Annotated in this window: 14 protein-coding genes; 7 read left to right on the top strand and 7 right to left on the bottom strand. The window is 71.3% G+C overall.

Annotated elements, in window-relative coordinates:
• Positions 1–17 precede the first annotated feature (17 nt).
• Entirely contained in the window at positions 18–1,103 is a 1,086-nt protein-coding gene (gene dxr, locus JOF37_RS13875) for a 1-deoxy-D-xylulose-5-phosphate reductoisomerase (RefSeq protein WP_210007355.1), read from the bottom strand.
• A gap of 129 nt (positions 1,104–1,232) precedes the next feature.
• Positions 1,233–2,207: an FKBP-type peptidyl-prolyl cis-trans isomerase gene (locus JOF37_RS13870; protein ID WP_210007354.1), complete on the bottom strand. Its 975-nt coding sequence runs from the start codon at positions 2,205–2,207 to the stop codon at positions 1,233–1,235.
• A gap of 703 nt (positions 2,208–2,910) precedes the next feature.
• Here JOF37_RS13870 and JOF37_RS13865 point away from each other — a divergent pair.
• Positions 2,911–4,344, top strand: coding sequence for an HNH endonuclease signature motif containing protein (locus tag JOF37_RS13865; protein ID WP_210007353.1), 1,434 nt, complete (start codon positions 2,911–2,913; stop codon positions 4,342–4,344).
• Between the two features lie 266 nt (positions 4,345–4,610).
• On the opposite strand, the gene JOF37_RS13860 is transcribed toward JOF37_RS13865, so the two are convergent.
• Positions 4,611–6,059, bottom strand: a complete 1,449-nt coding sequence (locus tag JOF37_RS13860) for a cation:dicarboxylate symporter family transporter (RefSeq protein WP_210007352.1) — start codon at positions 6,057–6,059, stop codon at positions 4,611–4,613.
• A 152-nt stretch (positions 6,060–6,211) separates the two neighbouring features.
• On the opposite strand from JOF37_RS13860, the gene JOF37_RS13855 reads away from it, so the two are divergent.
• Positions 6,212–7,477, top strand: a complete 1,266-nt coding sequence (locus JOF37_RS13855; RefSeq protein WP_210007351.1) for a sensor histidine kinase — start codon at positions 6,212–6,214, stop codon at positions 7,475–7,477.
• Positions 7,474–8,154, top strand: coding sequence for a response regulator (locus JOF37_RS13850; protein ID WP_210007350.1), 681 nt, complete (start codon positions 7,474–7,476; stop codon positions 8,152–8,154). Before JOF37_RS13855 ends, JOF37_RS13850 begins: the two co-directional genes overlap by 4 nt.
• A gap of 28 nt (positions 8,155–8,182) precedes the next feature.
• Here the strand turns inward: JOF37_RS13850 and JOF37_RS13845 are convergent, their stop codons facing one another.
• On the bottom strand, positions 8,183–10,168 hold the full coding sequence (locus JOF37_RS13845; protein WP_210007349.1) for a glycosyltransferase: 1,986 nt from the start codon (positions 10,166–10,168) through the stop codon (positions 8,183–8,185).
• Between the two features lie 151 nt (positions 10,169–10,319).
• Here JOF37_RS13845 and JOF37_RS13840 point away from each other — a divergent pair, with 151 nt between their 5' ends.
• Positions 10,320–10,973 carry a DedA family protein gene (locus tag JOF37_RS13840; protein ID WP_210007348.1) on the top strand — a complete coding sequence of 218 codons (654 nt, stop codon included), beginning with the start codon at positions 10,320–10,322 and terminating at the stop codon, positions 10,971–10,973.
• Positions 10,970–11,770 carry a DNA/RNA non-specific endonuclease gene (locus tag JOF37_RS13835; protein ID WP_210007347.1) on the top strand — a complete coding sequence of 267 codons (801 nt, stop codon included), beginning with the start codon at positions 10,970–10,972 and terminating at the stop codon, positions 11,768–11,770. Before JOF37_RS13840 ends, JOF37_RS13835 begins: the two co-directional genes overlap by 4 nt.
• 9 nt (positions 11,771–11,779) lie before the next feature.
• On the opposite strand, the gene JOF37_RS13830 is transcribed toward JOF37_RS13835, so the two are convergent.
• Positions 11,780–12,424, bottom strand: a complete 645-nt coding sequence (locus JOF37_RS13830) for an FMN reductase (protein ID WP_210007346.1) — start codon at positions 12,422–12,424, stop codon at positions 11,780–11,782.
• Positions 12,421–13,617, bottom strand: coding sequence for an LLM class flavin-dependent oxidoreductase (locus JOF37_RS13825; RefSeq protein ID WP_210007827.1), 1,197 nt, complete (start codon positions 13,615–13,617; stop codon positions 12,421–12,423). Before JOF37_RS13825 ends, JOF37_RS13830 begins: the two co-directional genes overlap by 4 nt.
• Positions 13,618–13,764: 147 nt before the next feature.
• Here JOF37_RS13825 and JOF37_RS13820 point away from each other — a divergent pair, with 147 nt between their 5' ends.
• On the top strand, positions 13,765–14,928 hold the full coding sequence (locus tag JOF37_RS13820; RefSeq protein WP_210007345.1) for an acyltransferase family protein: 1,164 nt from the start codon (positions 13,765–13,767) through the stop codon (positions 14,926–14,928).
• A gap of 9 nt (positions 14,929–14,937) precedes the next feature.
• Positions 14,938–15,948 (top strand): isopenicillin N synthase family dioxygenase, encoded by a 1,011-nt coding sequence (locus JOF37_RS13815; protein ID WP_210007344.1) that lies wholly within the window; start codon positions 14,938–14,940, stop codon positions 15,946–15,948.
• A 179-nt stretch (positions 15,949–16,127) separates the two neighbouring features.
• On the opposite strand, the gene rpsO is transcribed toward JOF37_RS13815, so the two are convergent.
• Entirely contained in the window at positions 16,128–16,397 is a 270-nt protein-coding gene (gene rpsO / locus JOF37_RS13810) for a 30S ribosomal protein S15 (protein WP_210007343.1), read from the bottom strand.
• Positions 16,398–16,458 lie beyond the last annotated feature (61 nt).

Genomic DNA, 16,458 nt, shown 5'->3' with positions numbered 1-16,458 from the left:
CGTCCGGCGCGCGGGGATCAGGATGCCGCGGCGATCGCCCGGTCCGCCGCCGACCGCGCCCACGTCTCGGCGTCGAGGAGGCTCTCGCGGCTGAGCTCGGCGGGCGGCACGTGAGCGTCGACGACGCGCTCGATCGTCTCGACGATGCCCGGGAACGTCAGCGCGCCCGCGTGGAAGGCCTCGACGGCCTGCTCGTTCGCCGCGTTGAAGACCGCGGGGTAGGTCGCCCCAGCCCGGCCCACGCTCTTCGCGAGCGCGACGGCGGGAAAGGCCTGCGCATCGAGCGGCTCGAACGTCCACGACGTCGCCCGCGTCCAGTCGATCGGCGCTCCGACGCCCGCCACACGGCGCGGCCAGTCGAGCCCGAGCGAGATCGGCAGCCGCATGTCCGGCGGCGACGCCTGCGCGATCGTCGATCCGTCGATGAACTCGACCATCGAGTGCACGACCGACTGCGGATGCACGACGACGTCGATGCGGTCGTAGTCGACGCCGAACAGCAGATGCGCCTCGATCACCTCGAGCCCCTTGTTGACGAGCGTGGCCGAGTTCGTCGTCACGACGCGGCCCATGTCCCACGTCGGGTGCGCGAGGGCTTCGGCGGGCGTCACGCCGGCGAGCTCGCTGCGGCTGCGACCCCGGAACGGTCCCCCGGATGCCGTCAGCACGAGCCGCCGCACCTCGGAGTGCTCACCCGCACGCAGCGCCTGCGCGATCGCGGAGTGCTCCGAGTCGACGGGCACGATCTGACCGGGCCGCGCCAGCGAGGTCACGAGCTCGCCGCCGACGATCAGCGACTCCTTGTTGGCCAGGGCGAGCGTGCGGCCCGTCTCGAGGGCGGCCAGGGTCGGCCCCAGCCCGACGGACCCCGTGATGCCGTTGAGGACGACGTCGGCATCGACGTCGCGGACGAGACGCTCCGCGTCGATCGCGCCGAGGGCCGTCTCGCTGACGCCGAACCGCGCCGCCTGCGCGGCCAGGAGCTCGCTGTTCGAGCCCGCCGCGAGTCCGGCCACGACGAACCGGTCGCGGTTGGCGTCGATGACGTCGAGCGCCTGCGTTCCGATTGATCCGGTGGAGCCGAGAATGAGGACGCGACGCATGTCGTCAGCCTAGGCGCTCACCGCGCCGCGGCCGCGGCTGCGGCACCGGCTGCGGCTGCGGCTGCGGCACCGCCCGCGGCTGCGGCTGCGGCACCGCCCGCGGCTGCGGCTGCGGCACCGTCCGTCGTCTCAGCCGGCGGCGGGAACCGGGGTGCGCTGCACGCCGAGGATGTCGACGACGAACACGAGCGTCTCGTTCTGAAGCTCGCTGCCCTCCTGCGCGCCGTACCCGGCCGCAGGCGGGATGACGACGAGCACCTGCGAACCGACCTGCTGCCCCTCGAGTGCCTGCTGGAACCCGGCGACGACGCCGTTGGTCGGGAAGGCCGCGGGCTGACCGCGGTCCCAGCTCGAGTCGAAGACCGTGCCGTCCGACCACTTCACGCCGGTGTACTGCACGAACGCGGTGTCGCCGGCGCCGACGGTCGCACCGTCGCCGGTCTTCAGGTTCGCGAGCTGCACCTCGGTGGGGGCGTCACCCTCGGGGATCGTGATGGTCGGGGCACCGTCCTCGGCGAGCTCGACGGCAGGCATACCGTCGACCGGCTCCTGGTCCTTGCCGGTGGCACGGGTGTCGAGCTTCTCGACGCCCTCGGCGACCACGACGACCGAGGTGCGACCCTCGCCGAACGCCGAGCCGGGGATGGCGAGGGCTGCGGTCGAGCCGAGCGGAGCGCACTCGAGCGCGGCGACGAAGACGGAGTACTGCTGCGGGTCGAGCAGGATCGGCACGAGGCCGGAGTCGTCGGCTGAGGTCGTCGCCGACGACTCGAGCAGCTCTCCGGTCGCGCCATCGTAGATCGCGTAGGCGCCCGAGACGAGGTCACCCGCGACGAGCTCCTCGCCGTCACCCTCGGCGGTCACGGTGCGCTCGATGTCCGCCGGCTCGATGCCCGGAGTCACGGTCGCCGTCAGGTCGGGCGCCGAGCCCTCGACCTCGATGCTGTTCGAGGACTCGCCGGGCTGAGCGTCGACGAGGCACTGCGACGAGCCGGAGGCGTCCGGACTGGGCGTCTCGGTGGGCTCTCCCCCACCGGCGCAACCGGCGAGTGCGAGCGCCGACACGGCGACGACGGACAGAGCGGCGAGCGGGCGCAGACGCACGAGTGACCTCTTCGATCGGGGAATGGAAGACTCCATCCTCTCGCACGACGATCAGCGGCGGCTGGGAACGGCGCGGATGCGGGGGCGCGACGGGCGGTGGGGACGGACGGACGGTGGCGAACCGACGCACGTTGCCGACTAGGGCAGGGAAAGCGAATACGTGCCTCCAGACGCGAACGTGAGCGTGACGGCGACCGGGCGCTCGTCGACACCGTCGGGAAGTCGGAGGACGTGCGTCGTGGGACCGTCGTCGGCGGTGCACGTGTCGTGTGGAGAATCGGCGAACTCGATCCGCACGTCCCCTTCTTCGGTCCTCTCTAATGAGATCGCGACGGGAGGACAGGAACTGCTCCCCCTCGTCACGACACCGAACTCGGCGTCGCTCAGCCACCCCACCTCCGGGCTTCCGTCCAGAGGATCCAGCGGAGGACCCGTCCAGGTCTCGGGGACTCCCCGAACCACACGTTCCGCGAGGGACTGAGGCCCTGCTGATTCCGGAGCGCACCCGCTCACGGCAACGATCACCATCATCGAGAGCAGAGCGCTGACGGTCCGATTCCACCTCATGAGAACCGCATGCTACCGACCCTCCGACCACCCGCACCCCGGTGTCGCGGAGCCGCGGCCCGGCGACCACCGGAGCGCGACACGGCCAGGTGTCCAGGCCGGGGGCGATGTCGGAGGTTCGTGACACTATTCGAACATGCATTCGAAAGATGAGGTCGGGAGCGGGAGCGACGCGGACGTCGCCGCGCTCGCTGAGCTCGTTGCCGACGCCGCGGGTGTCACCGATGCCGCGCGCGCCGTGCAGATCCGCGAGGTGCGCGTGCTCGCGGCCGCGGGGCGGCTGGCCGAGCGGCAAGCAGCGGGAGCGGACGAGAGGGTCAAGGCCCGCGAGATGGCACTGCGGAGCATCGCAGCGGAACTTGCGGGAGTCTTCGTCACGACGGACCGGACGCTGCAGCGGCGGATCGACGAAGCGCGAGACCTCGTCGACAACTACCCCGCGACGATGGATGCCTGGGAGGCGGGACGCATCACGCGGGGGCATGTCCGGGTGATCCAAGACACCGGGTGCGTCGTGCCGGTCGAGGTGCGCGGCGAGTTCGAGCGGGCCGCCATCGAACGGTGCGAGGGTGAGACACCCAACCGGGTGCGGGACGCGCTGGTGCACTTGGCGGAGAGGCTACACCCGCGCCCGTTCACCGAGCTGCACGAGGAGGCCGCCGCGGGGCGCTGCGTCCGCGTGCAGCCGGGGGCGGACGGGATGTCGGACCTCATCGCGACACTGCCGACCGTGATCGCCGAGGGCGTCGTCGACCGGTTGACGCGACAGGCCCGCGAGATCATCGACGCCCGCCCTCACGCGGACGCGGCGGGAGCGGGAGCGGGCGACACGGACCCGGGCGACGCGGCCGCTGAAGCCGACGCGAACGCGGACGCGCCCAACGGCTCGTCGTTCGCGGCGGATACCCGCAGCATCGACCAAGTCCGCGCCGACGTGTTCGCCGACCTCCTCCTCGCCGGGGCGCCCTCGCTCGACCCCACGGCCGACGATGACGGCAACGGTGCGCTCGGCGCGATCCGCGCGAAGGTGCAGGTCGTCGTCTCAGCACTCACCCTGACCGGCGAACACGACGGGCCCGCCGACCTCGTCGGCCGCTCCCCCATCGACGCCGCCACCGCCCGGGAACTCGCCGGTGACAACACCGCCTGGGACCGGCTCTTGACCCATCCCGTGACCGGAACCGTGCTGGAGTGCGATGCCTACCAGCCCACCGCAGCGATGAGACGGCTCCTACGGGCGCGAGACCGGCACTGCCGCTTCCCCGGATGCCGACAGCCCGCCATTCGGTGCGAGATCGACCACACGCACGCGGCATCCGACGGCGGGCCCACCCACGTCGGCAACCTCGCCCACCTGTGCAAACGCCATCACGACGTCAAGCACCACACGCGGTGGCGCGTGAGACAGCTGACCGGAGGACTCCTCGTGTGGACCTCGCCCACCGGAAGGGTCTACCGCGAAGACGCGCCGCGACCGCTCGTGGCCTTCACACCCGCGGCCGATCCGCCGGGGGCGGGCGAGCCACCGGGAATCGGCCGGGCACCCGCCGACTCGCCGCCACCGTTCTGAGACCGCTTGCCGCGGCCGTGAGTCATGGTCCGCGAGGCTCGTACGCCTGCGAGCCGGCGCCCGAACTCGATCCCGAACGCCGACTCTCCGCGCACAACGCCCGACGGCCGCGGTATCCGATTCCTCGGACCCGCGACCGTCGGGCTTGAGCGACCCTGTGACTCAGCGACCCTGCCGCTCAGCGATCCTGCGACTCAGCGACCCTGCCGCTCAGCGCCCCTGCGACTCAGCGACCCTGCCGCTCAGCGATCCTGCCGCTCTGCGACTCAGCGACTCACGGCCGCGCGGCGCTGGCGGGCGCGCTCCTCCTTGGCGGTGGCTTCGGTGAGCGCCGCTTCCTCGAGGCCCTGCGTGTTGACGGCGCCGGTGTCGTCCGACATCCCGTCGTGGCCGTGTCCCGTCAGCGTCGACTCGTCGAAGGGGCGCTGTCCGCTGAGCACCGCACGCGCCTGCTCGCGGTCGAACTCGCGGGTCCAGGTCCCGATGAGGACGGTCGCGACGGCGTTGCCGGTGAAGTTGGTGAGCGCGCGGCCCTCCGACATGAACCGGTCGATGCCGACGATCACTCCGACACCGTTGACGAGGTCGGGGCGGTAGGCCTGCAGGCCGCCGGCCAGCGTCGCCAGACCTGCACCGGTGACACCCGCAGCGCCCTTCGAGGCGATGATCATGAACACGAGCAGTCCGATCTGCTCCGGGATCGACATCGGTGCGCCCATGCCCGCGGCGATGAACAGCGACGCCATCGTGAGGTAGATCGCGGTGCCGTCCAGGTTGAACGAGTAGCCCGTGGGCACCGTGATGCCGACGACCGGCTTCGAGACACCGAGGTGCTCCATCTTCGCGATCAGTCGCGGCAGCGCCGACTCGCTCGACGAAGTGCCGACGATCAGCAGGTACTCCCGCGCGAGGTACTTCATGAGGCTGAAGATGTTGACCCGCGCGACGGCGTAGAGGATGCTGCCGAGCACCGCGACGATGAAGACGATGCAGGTGATGTAGAACGCGATCATCAGTACGCCCAGGCTCACGATGGCCGCGACACCGGTCTTGCCGACCACCGCGGCGATGGCGCCGAAGGCTCCGATCGGTGCGAGCCACAGGATCATGCCGAGGATGCGGAAGACGAGCGTCTGCAGGTACTTCACGGCGTTCATGATGGGCTCGCCCTTCTTGCCGAGCCCTTGCAGTGCGAACCCGACCAGCAGCGCGATGAACAGCACCTGCAGCACGCTCTCGCCCGTGAAGGCCGAGAAGAAGGTCGTCGGGATGATGCCGAGGATGAAGTCGGTGGTCGACTTCGCCTCGGCCGCGGTGCCGGCGTCGTACGTGGCGCTCTGCATGTTCAGGCCCTCGCCGGGGTGGATGATGTTGCCCACCACCAGGCCGATCGCGAGCGCGAAGGTCGACATGACCATGAAGTACAGCAGCGCCAGGCCGCCGATCCGGCCGACCGTCGCGGCCTTGGCGATCGAGCCGACGCCCACGACGATCGTGCAGAAGATGATGGGCGCGATCATCATCTTGATCAGGCTGACGAAGCCCTTGCCGAGCGGCTCGAGCCCGACCGCGAAGCTCGGCCACAGCAGACCGACGACGGCGCCGAGCACGACGGCGAGGATCACCGACACGTACAGCCAGGTGTGCTTGTCCCAAGCCTGCTTGCCCCGGCGGAAGTTGTAGCCCGGAAGGCGGAAGGATGATGTGAGAGCCATGATCTTCTCCAGGTGAACAGTCGTTGTCCGTGGCCGACGCCTCTGTCGGTCTCCCTCAGCGTGCGCCGGTTCTGCTCCGCGTCCGATTTGTGGTCGTATTGGTCGCGGAGCGCGAGCAGCGCACCCGCAACGAGGCGAGAGAGGGAGGCGCGATGGCGCTCAGACGCACCCGCAGTGCGGCCTCGCTCGTCTTCGTCGCCGTCACGGTCGCCGTCGCCGTGCTCAGCCTCGCGATCGCCGGCATCCTGATCGTCGACGGACAGCGCACGGCGCGGGGCGAGGCCGAACGCGTCACACAAGCCGTCGCGCAGACCGTCGCCGACACCGCTCAGGTCGCCGACGCCCTCGCATCCGCCGACGCCGCGGATGCGTCCGCGCTGCTGCAGCCGCAGGTCGAGCAGGTCATCGTCGATGCGCGCGTGGACTTCGTCACGATCATGGACCCCGACGGCATCCGCATCACGCACCGCGACCGGGAGCGCATCGGCGAACCGTATCTCGGCTCGATCCCCGCCGCCCCCGTCGCGCTCACCGAGGAGTTCACCGGCACACTCGGCCCGTCGGTCCGCACGATCGTCCCCGTCGAGCGCGGCGATCGGATCGTCGGCTGGGTGTCGGTCGGCGTGACGATCGGCAGCATCACCGCGACCCTCGGTCCCCGGCTGCTTGTGGTGGCCGGCATCGCCGCGGCTCTGCTGGCCGCCGGCCTCGTCGGCGCCGTGGTCGCCCGCCGCGCCACCCGTCAGGTCACCGGCGACCTGCCGGCCGGGGCGATCCGCGACGCGGTGTCGTCGTTCGAGTCGCTGCGCACGCTCGGCGAGGCTCTGCGGGCGCAGACCCACGAACACGGGAACCGCATGCACACGGCCATCGCGCTGCTCGAGCTCGGGCGCACCGCCGAGGCGATCGAGATCCTGGCCGAGACGTCGCGCCAGAGCCAGGTACTCGTCGATCAGGTCGCCGCGCGCCGCGACGGCGACCCCACCGTGGGCGCGCTGCTGCTGGGCAAGGCGTCGCAGGCGAAAGAGCGCGGCATCCGATGGCGCTCGCACATCGAGCCCGACGCGCCGCGTTCCGTCCTCACCCCCGTCGATGCGGTGTCGGTCGTGGGTAACCTCATCGACAATGCCCTGGATGCCGCTGCGAGCGGCCCCGAACCGCGCTGGGTGGAGGTGAGGATGACCCGAACGACGGACGACGAGCTCGAGATCACCGTGTCGGACTCCGGCGCCGGCGTACCGGCCGAACTCGAGGGGCGGATCTTCGAGCACGGCTTCTCGACCAAGCCGGCCGGCGCGGACGGGCGCGGGGTGGGCCTGGCCCTCGTGTCGGCGAGCGTCGACGACGCCGGCGGCTCGCTCGCACTCGAACGCGAACCCACGACGTTCCGCGTCGTCCTGCCGCGGAGGGACCCGTGATCGGCGTGCTGCTCGTCGATGACGAGGCCCTCACCCTCGACCTCCACCGGCACTACGTCGAACGGCTCGAGGGGTTCCGTGTCGTCGGCGAATGCTCGGGTGCACGGTCGGCGCTCAGCGCGCTGCTCGATGGCCCGCTGGCGCCCGAGATCGACCTCGTCCTCCTCGACATGACGATGCCCGACGGCACGGGACTCGACGTGCTGCGCCACCTGCGGGCTCGGGCGCGCACCGTCGACGTCATCGCGATCACGTCGGTGCGCGACGCCGACGTCGTGCGACAGGCGGTCGGCCTCGGGGCCATGCACTACCTCGTCAAGCCGTTCACGTTCGCGATGTTCCAGGAGCGGATGACGCAGTACGCGCGGTACCGCGAACGGGCGAGCGAGACGACGGGGGCGGCGACGCAGGCAGAGATCGACGCTCTGCTCGGTGCGCTGCGACCGGTGACGGCGCCCATTCCGAAAGGCCTCGCGCCCGAGACGCTGGAACGGGTGTCCGCCGGCCTGAGGTCCGCGGGCGCGCTCTCGGCCCGCGAGGCCGCGGCCTCGCTCGGGCTGTCGCGCGTCGCGGCGCGGCGCTATCTCGAGCATCTGGCCGACGGCGGACGCGCCGAACGCGCCCAGCGCTACGGAACACCGGGCCGCCCCGAGACCGAGTACCGCTGGCGCGGCTGAGCCCCGTGCCGGGCCCGCCGGTGCGTGGTCACTGCGACAACGACGACCGCCGGCGATCCGATGGGCCGATCCGCAGATACACCGGCTGCTTAGCCACGATGCCGTCGCCGGCGGTGCGACCGCGCAGCCGGCGCCACATCCAGGGCAGCGCGTCGCGGCGCAGCCAGGTTCCGGCGAGCGGTGGGTCCTCGTCGAGGTGCAGCGCCTCGTCGAGGTCACCGAGCGCCTCGGCATCGGGGACGCCGAGCGCTTCAGCCGCGCGATAGGCGACGAGTCGGTGGCCACGCGAGCGCAGGTGCACCTTGTCGTCGGCCCACAGCTCGACGCGCCCGAGCTCGGGTACGGCCTCGAGGTCGAGCAGGATCGCGCCGGTCGCGGCGGCGATCGCACGCAGTCGCGCGTTGTAGGCGGCGAACCGGCGCGCGAGCACGCCCGCCGCCGCCCGCTCCGGCAGGAAGACGGTGCCCAGCAGCACATCGGCTCCGGAGTCGCGCAGACGCCGGACGGCGATCTCGACCTCGTCCGCCACGGCGGCGACGTCGACCCGCGCACGCACGAGGTCGTTCGCCCCGATGAGCACCGACACGAGGTCGGGTCGCAACGCGAGACAGGCCGGCACCTGCTCGTCGACGAGGTGCCGCACGCGCCGGCTGCGCACGGCCAGGTTGGCGTACTGGAACGCTGCCGCCTGGCCGGCGGAACGCGGGGCGGCGAGCGCCAGCAGCTGCGCGAGCCGGTCGGCCCAGCCCCGGTAGGCTCCCGCCGGCACCCGTGAGGTGTCGCAGAGCCCCTCGGTGATGGAGTCGCCGAGAGCGACGTACCGACGCCAGAGCGGCGGTGCACTGTTCGCCGGAGCCGGGTCGGGGCGCGGCCACACCCGGACGCGCAGACCACGGTCGATGCCGTGCAGCGCGGCCGCGCGCTCGTAGTGCGACAGCAGCGCGTCACCGAGGCTCTCCCACGTGCGGTCCGCGACGGCGGAGCGCGCGGCGTCGGCGAAGGCTCGGCGCTTGGCGGCATCCCCGGCGAGGTCGGCGACCCGCGCGCGCAGATCCGCGGCGTCGCCGGGCCGATACAGCCAGCCGTCGATGCTGTTGCGCACCAGATCGAGCGGACCGCCGCGTCCCGTCGCGACTACCGGCACCCCGCTGGCCTGCGCCTCCTGGATCGTCTGGCCGAACGTCTCGCTCTCACCGGGATGCACGAACACGTCGAAGCTCGCCATCGCGGTCGCCAGCTCGACGCCCTGCAGGTGCCCGAGGAAGACGGCATCCGGAAGCAGCCGCTCGAGCGCCGGCCGAGCAGGACCGTCTCCGACGATGACCAGACGCACTCCCTCGAGCGAAGCGAGCGCGGCCAGGTCCTCGACCTGCTTCTCGGGCGCGAGCCGGCCCACGTATCCGACGATGACCTCGCCGCGCGTCGTTCCGGGAACGATGCGCGCCCGCCAGCTGTCGTCCCGGCGATGCGGAGCGAATCGGATGCCGTCGACGCCGCGGCCCCAGATCGAGACCCGATCCACGCCGAGGTCCGCCAGCTGCGCCCGCGCCGCTTCGGACGGGGCCAGCGTGAGGGTCGCGCGCCGATGCAGCCGGCGCACGTGCGCGGCGGCGAGCGCGGTCGCGTGCGGCAGGCCGTAGCGCTCGGTGTAGGCGACGACGTCGGTCTGGTAGACCGCGACGCTCGGCGCGTCCAGCCCCTCCGCGGCGAGCAGGCCCTGCCACCCGAGGACGAACGGCGACGCGAGGTGAATCACATCGGGGCGGAAGGAGCGCAGAGCGCGGGTGATCGAGGCGACCGGGGGTGCGGCGACCCGGACCGCCGGGTAACGCGGCAGCGGCAGCGACGGCACGGAGCGCCCGGGCATCGCGAGCGGGTGCTCACGGCCGGCGCCGGGGGCGATGACGAAGGCCTCGTGTCCACGTCGCTCGAGATGATCGAGCACCTGGAGCACGGAACCGGTGACCCCGTTCATGTGGGGCAGGAAGGACTCGGTGACCACCGCGACTCTCACACGACCAGGGTGCCCCCGCGGGACACGCCCAGCAGCGCCGAACGGCCCCGATCGCGGAGTGTTCACGCAGTCCTCCGTCCCCGGTCACCTCGCGGTCGCCTGACGGTCGTCGTTCCCGCACCGTTCACCCCCGCCTGATAGGCATGCTGCCGTGCCCGCCGACCTGCTGACAGCGATGTCGGAGGGCCCGTGGACCTTGGTCGTCGTGTTCGCGCTCGTGCTCGCCGACTCGATCGTCGTCGTGATTCCCGGCGAGCTCGCCGTGACGGCGGCCGGGGCGCTGTCGACCGCGACCGGTGCGCCGCCGCTCCTGGCGGTGATCGGGGTCGCGGCTCTCGCGGCCTTCTGCGGCGACGTGCTCTGCTTCGCCGTCGGCCGGCGGGTCGGCTTGGGACGGTGGCGCTGGATGCGGCACGTCCGCGTCCAGCGAGCATTCGACTGGGCCGGGCGGCGCCTGACCCAGGGCACCGCGACGGTGGTCTTCACCGCGCGGTTCATCCCCTTCGCACGCCTCGCGGTGAACCTGACCGCCGGCGCGACGCGTGTTCCGGCGCGGCGTTTCCTCCCCATCGCGGCAATCGCGGCGACGGCGTGGGCGTCGTACCAGGCGGTCATCGGTGCCGCGATCGGCGCACTTTTGCCCGATGCACCGGTGGTGGCCGTGCTGGCGTCGATCGGGGTGGCGCTCGCGCTCGGAGTCGTGGTCGACTCGCTCTCGGCCGGCATCTCGCGGCGCCGCGCCGCGCGAACCACGGGCGATGCCGACCCGGACCCCGTCCGGCCGACCACAGCGGAGGACCCATGACATCGCGCGACGGCTACGCGGCCGACTTCCTCGGAAGCGCGGTTCCGCTTCCCCGGCCCGCCGACGATCGGCCACTGCGCGACCTCGCCTACCCGCACTTCAGCGTGCTGCTCGACCCGGCACGGCGTCTCGCCGTCTCGACCGGGGTGAACATCGACGGCTCGTCGCTGCGCGACGTCCCGCGCTCGGGCGACTGGCACCTCGACCCGCGCGTGCCCGCTGGCGAGCAGGCCGGCAACGAGCTCTACCGCGACAACGACTACGACCGGGGCCACCTCGTCCGCCGCCGGGACCCCGGCTGGGGCGCGCCGGACCGGGCGCGAGCGGCGACAGAGGCGACCTTCGCGTACCCGAACGCCGCACCGCAGGCCGCGGCGTTCAACCAGTCGCCCGAGCTGTGGGTGGGACTGGAGGACCATGTTCTCGCCTACGCAGAAGCGAACGGCCGGCGCGTGAGCGTTTTCACCGCGCCGGCGCTCGCCTCGGACGACCCCGTCTATCGCGGCATCCTCATCCCGCGACGGTTCTGGAAGGTCGCCGCCTGGAATGCGGCCGATCCCGGCGAGTCGCCCCGGCTGGCCGCCGCCGGCTTCGTCCTCGATCAGACCGCGATGCTTGTGCGCACCGCGGTGCCGCCCCTCGCCGGATTCCGGACGTTCCAGGTGCCGATCGCCGACATCGGCGAGCTCGCCGGCGTCGACCTCGGACCGCTGGTCGCCGCCGACGTGGCGAGAGCGACGCTGCGGGCACCGGAATGGATGCCGCTCACGTCGCTCTCGCAGGTCGTCCTGGCCTGAGCCCGCGGGTCACTCCCCCGCAAGACCGCCTAGCAGGTGACCGAACGACTTGCCGTCACCGAGGTAGGTCGACGGATCGAACGGGTCGGCGTCGGTCTGCGGCGCCCGGGCGATGATGGCCGCCGCCAGCTCGCGGGCGCCGCGGTCGACGCGGGCGCTCAGCGGCGCGACGTCATCGGCCTTGCTGCCCCAGTCGCTCGAGGCGGCGAACACACCGGTCGAGACCGGGGCCGCGTGCAGGTACGCGAACAGCGGACGGATGGCGTAGTCGATCGCCAACGAGTGCCGTGCCGTGCCGGCGTTCGCTCCGATGAGCACGGGCTTGCCGGTGAGCGAGTCGGGGTCGAGCACATCGATGAACGACTTGAACAGCCCCGAGTAGCTCGTCGAGAAGATCGGCGTCACGGCGATCAACGCGTCGGCCGAGACCACGGAGTTGATCGCGGACTCCAGCGCGGGCGGGGCGAAACCCGTCAGCAGGTTGTTCGTGATGTCGTGCGCCAGATCCCGCAGTTCGATGACGTCGGCCGTCGCGCTGACGTCGGATGCCGCCAGCTCGGCGATCGTCGCCGTGGCGAGCCGGTCGGCGAGCATGCGCGTCGAGGACGGGTTGGACAGACCGGCCGAGACGACCGCGATACGCCGGGCGCTCATCGTGCTGCCGCCACACCGAAGGCCGAGCCCGCGGGCGCCGGAGCGTCCTGGTAGGGCGAGGGGCCGCTGAGGTTGTCACCGCGGTTGGCGCGGGGACGCGCCTCGCGCGCGGGGCCGTCGCCGTACACCTCGCGGACGCGTGCGGCGTGCGTCGGGGCATCGGGCACCTGGGCGCCGCGACCCTGCGCGAGCTCCTTGCGCAGCACCGGCACGACCTCCCCGCCGAGGATGTCGAGCTGCTCGAGCACCGTCTTCAGCGGAAGCCCCGCGTGGTCGATGAGGAACAGCTGACGCTGGTAGTCGCCGAACGTCTCGCGCATGGCGGCGTAGCGGTCGATGACCTGCTGCGGCGAGCCCACCGTGAGCGGCGTCATCTCGCTGAAGTCTTCCAGCGAGGGTCCGTGGCCGTAGACCGGCGCGTTGTCGAAGTACGGGCGGAAGTGCCGCACGGCATCCTGCGAGTTGGCGCTCATGAACACCTGGCCGCCGAGCCCCACGATCGCCTGCTCGGGAGTGCCGTGACCGTAGTGCGCGAAGCGCTGGCGGTACAGGTCGATCAGGCGCTGGTAGTGCTCCTTCGGCCAGAAGATGTTGTTGGCGAAGAAGCCGTCGCCGTAGTACGCGGCCTGCTCGGCGATCTCGGGCGTGCGGATCGAGCCGTGCCAGACGAAGGGGGCGACACCGTCGAGCGGGCGGGGCGTCGAGGTGAAGCCCTGCAGCGGCGTGCGGAACTTGCCCTCCCAGTCGACGACGTCCTCGCGCCACAGCTTGTGCAGCAGCGCGTAGTTCTCGATCGCGAGCGGCAGGCCCTGGCGGATGTCCTTGCCGAACCAGGGGTACACGGGGCCGGTGTTACCGCGCCCCATGATCAGGTCGACGCGGCCGCCCGAGAGGTGCTGCAGCATCGCGTAGTCCTCGGCGATCTTCACCGGGTCGTTCGTGGTGATGAGCGTCGTGGCTGTCGAGAGGATGAGCCGCTCGGTCTGAGCCGCGATGTAAGCCAGCGTGGTGGTCGGCGACGACGACCAGAACGGCGGGTTGTGGTGCTCGCCGATCGCGTAGACGTCGAGTCCGACCTCCTCCGCGTGCTTGGCGATGGTCACCGCGGCACGGATCTTCTCGGCCTCGCTCGGGGTGTGACCGGTGGTGGGGTCGGCCGTGATGTCGCTCACGGTGAAGATGCCGAACTGCATCCCCGGCCAGCTGATGTTGTCGCTCGTGTGCGTGTTCACGTCGATCCGCCTTCCCGGACGCCTCGGCATCCGTTTCATGCAAATGAATATAAACCATGGAACGTCGTCACGCCCGGAGTATTCCCGCGGGATAGTGTGTCATCCACGATGACGCATCCCGAAGCCGGCACGACCGCAGCGCGCCCGAAGCGCCGCGTCCCGTTCTGGGATAACGCCCGCTTCGCGTGCATCGTCCTGGTCGTGCTCGGCCACGCCGTGCAGCGCCTGACGTACGACTCCGACATCGCCATGGCGATGTACCTCGTGATCTACGCCTTCCACATGCCGGCGTTCGCGATCATCTCGGGCTACTTCTCCAAGTCCGACCCGCCCTCGCGCCGGCAGATGGCTCGCATCCTCACCGACATCGTCGCGCCCTACGTCATCTTCGAGGGGCTGTGGACCCTGACGAAGTTCCTCGTCGAGGGCCACGCCAATCCCAATCCCACGCAGCCGTCGTGGACGCTGTGGTTCCTCCTCGCGCTCGGGATCTTCCGCCTCGTACTCCCCTACCTCGCCCTGCTGCGCTGGCCGCTGCTGTGGGCCTTCGCGATCTCGATCGCAGCGGGATACCTGTCGAACATCGACTCCACGCTGTCGCTGTCGCGGACCTTCGGCTTCCTGCCGCTCTTCGTCCTCGGCTGGTGGCTCCGCGACCGCGACATCGTCGAACGCTTCCACCTGCTGCGACGCAGCGTCTGGTCGGTCGTCGCCGCGGTGGCCACGTTCACGGTCGCCGGCTGGGCCGCCTGGGCCTTCGTCGACACCTGGCGCGAGGTCGACCTCGCGCGGTGGCTCTCGTACGACGCCAGCTATGCCGACGCCGGAACCGCCGAGTGGTGGGCCGGCGGCATCCGCATCGCCCTGCTCCTGCTCGCCCTGGTGCTGACGGCGGCCTTCTTCGCCCTCGTGCCGCGGGGCGAGCACGGCTGGACCCGCTTCGGCCAGTACACGATGTACGTCTACCTGCTGCACTCGTTCGTGCTCTACCCGTTCCGCGAGTCCGGGATCCTGCGCGACGCCGAGCCCACCTGGCTGTGGCTGCCTCTGGTCGTCGTGTCGTCGCTCGGCATCGCCCTGGGCCTCGCCAGCCGCCCGGTGCGCCGCCTGCTCCGCCCCCTCGTCGAGCCGCGTCCGGCATGGATCTTCGCCGACCGGGGGCTCGCGGCACGCGAGGGCCGCCGCAACGACCCGACGGGATCGCGCCGGCCCCGCGAACCCGGTGGAGTCATCCCCCGCAACAATCGAGCGGATGCCGCCGACGGCTCGTAGCCTCGCTGCATGAGCGACCTCTCCCTGCCCGTTCTCGACTTCTCGCAGCTCGACGGCGACGCAGCGGCCGTGGCCCGGTTCCAGGACGAGCTGCGCACCGCGACCCACGACGTCGGCTTCTTCTACCTCACCGGCACCGGCATCCCCGCCGGCCTGGAGGAGCGCCTGCACCGCGTGGCGCGCGAGTTCTTCTCGCTGCCCGAGGCCGACAAGCTGGCGATTGAGAATGTGACCAGCCCACACTTCCGGGGGTACACGCGCGTGGGCGGCGAGCGCACGCAGGGACGCGTCGACTGGCGCGAGCAGATCGACATCGGGCCCGAGCGCCCCGCCGTGACCGATGCGGACGCTCCCGACTACGCCCGCCTCATCGGCCCGAACCTGTGGCCCGAGGCCCAGCCCGAGCTGCGCGAGGTGACCGACGCGTGGGTGGCCCATCTGTCGGAGGTCGCACGTCGGCTGCTGCGCGCCTGGGCGGAGGCCCTGGGGGCTCCCGCGTCCTACTTCGAGGACCACTTCGGCGAGGCGCAGACGCTGCTGAAGATCGTCCGCTACCCCGGCAAGGACGACCCGACGCCAGCTCAGGGCGTGGGCGCGCACAAGGACTCCGGCGCGCTGACGCTGCTGTGGGTCGAACCGGGCAAGGGCGGGCTGCAGGTCGAGCGCGACGGCACCTGGGTCGACGCGCCGCCGGTGCCGGGAGCCTTCGTGGTCAACATCGGCGAGCTGCTCGAGCACGCCACCGACGGTTACCTGATCGCGACGAACCACCGCGTGGTCTCGCCCCGCTACCCCGACGACCGCATCTCGGTGCCGTTCTTCTTCAACCCCGCCCTCGACGCGCGCTTCCCGCTCATCGACCTGCCCGCCGAGCTCGCCGCCCAGGCGCGCGGCGTCACCCGCGACCCGTCGAACCCGATCCACGCCGTGCACGGCGAGAACGCACTGAAGTCACGCCTGCGGGCCCATCCCGACGTCGCCGAGCGCTGGCACGGCGACCTCCTCGCCGCCCGCGCCTGACGCGACGCGCCACCGCGCCGAGGACGCACCCTCTCACCGAGAACGCACCGGCGACGGTACGCGCTCGGCGGGCGGGTGCGTTCTCGCGTCGCGGGTCACCGGGAAAAGCCGAAGGCCGCCCCACACCTGGGACGGCCTTCGCAAGAATGTTTTGCGCGATTGTGCGCGGGTCGTGCTCCTTAGCGGCGCAGACCGAGGCGCTCGATCAGCTTGCGGTAACGCTGGATGTCGAGTTCCTGGAGGTAGCCGAGCAGTCGACGGCGCTGACCGACGAGCAGGAAGAGTCCACGGCGCGAGTGGTGGTCGTGCTTGTGGATCTTGAGGTGCTCGGTGAGGTCCTTGATGCGCTGCGACATGAGCGCGACCTGCACCTCGGGGGATCCGGTGTCACCGGGGTGCGTCGCGTACTCTTCGATGATCGCCTTCTTGACGTCTGCTTCGAGTGCCATAGATGGGATCCCCTTCCTTCTCATTGCGCGGCGCCCGTCACCCGATGTGCGAGCTCTCTTT

Origin of the sequence: Microbacterium imperiale, assembly GCF_017876655.1 — a bacterium.
GTDB classification, from domain to species: Bacteria; Actinomycetota; Actinomycetes; order Actinomycetales; family Microbacteriaceae; genus Microbacterium; species Microbacterium imperiale.
The sequence above is the reverse complement of the archived record's forward strand: the minus strand, read 5'-3'. Positions and strand labels throughout refer to the sequence as shown.

Coding starts and splice junctions, on each gene's coding strand:
- dxr (WP_210007355.1), bottom strand. CDS start 1,103: ATGCGTCGCGTCCTCATTCTCGGCTCCACCGGATCAATCGGAACGCAG.
- JOF37_RS13865 (WP_210007353.1), top strand. CDS start 2,911: ATGCATTCGAAAGATGAGGTCGGGAGCGGGAGCGACGCGGACGTCGCC.
- JOF37_RS13860 (WP_210007352.1), bottom strand. CDS start 6,059: ATGGCTCTCACATCATCCTTCCGCCTTCCGGGCTACAACTTCCGCCGG.
- JOF37_RS13855 (WP_210007351.1), top strand. CDS start 6,212: ATGGCGCTCAGACGCACCCGCAGTGCGGCCTCGCTCGTCTTCGTCGCC.
- JOF37_RS13835 (WP_210007347.1), top strand. CDS start 10,970: ATGACATCGCGCGACGGCTACGCGGCCGACTTCCTCGGAAGCGCGGTT.
- JOF37_RS13830 (WP_210007346.1), bottom strand. CDS start 12,424: ATGAGCGCCCGGCGTATCGCGGTCGTCTCGGCCGGTCTGTCCAACCCG.
- JOF37_RS13825 (WP_210007827.1), bottom strand. CDS start 13,617: ATGCAGTTCGGCATCTTCACCGTGAGCGACATCACGGCCGACCCCACC.
- JOF37_RS13820 (WP_210007345.1), top strand. CDS start 13,765: ATGACGCATCCCGAAGCCGGCACGACCGCAGCGCGCCCGAAGCGCCGC.
- JOF37_RS13815 (WP_210007344.1), top strand. CDS start 14,938: ATGAGCGACCTCTCCCTGCCCGTTCTCGACTTCTCGCAGCTCGACGGC.
- rpsO (WP_210007343.1), bottom strand. CDS start 16,397: ATGGCACTCGAAGCAGACGTCAAGAAGGCGATCATCGAAGAGTACGCG.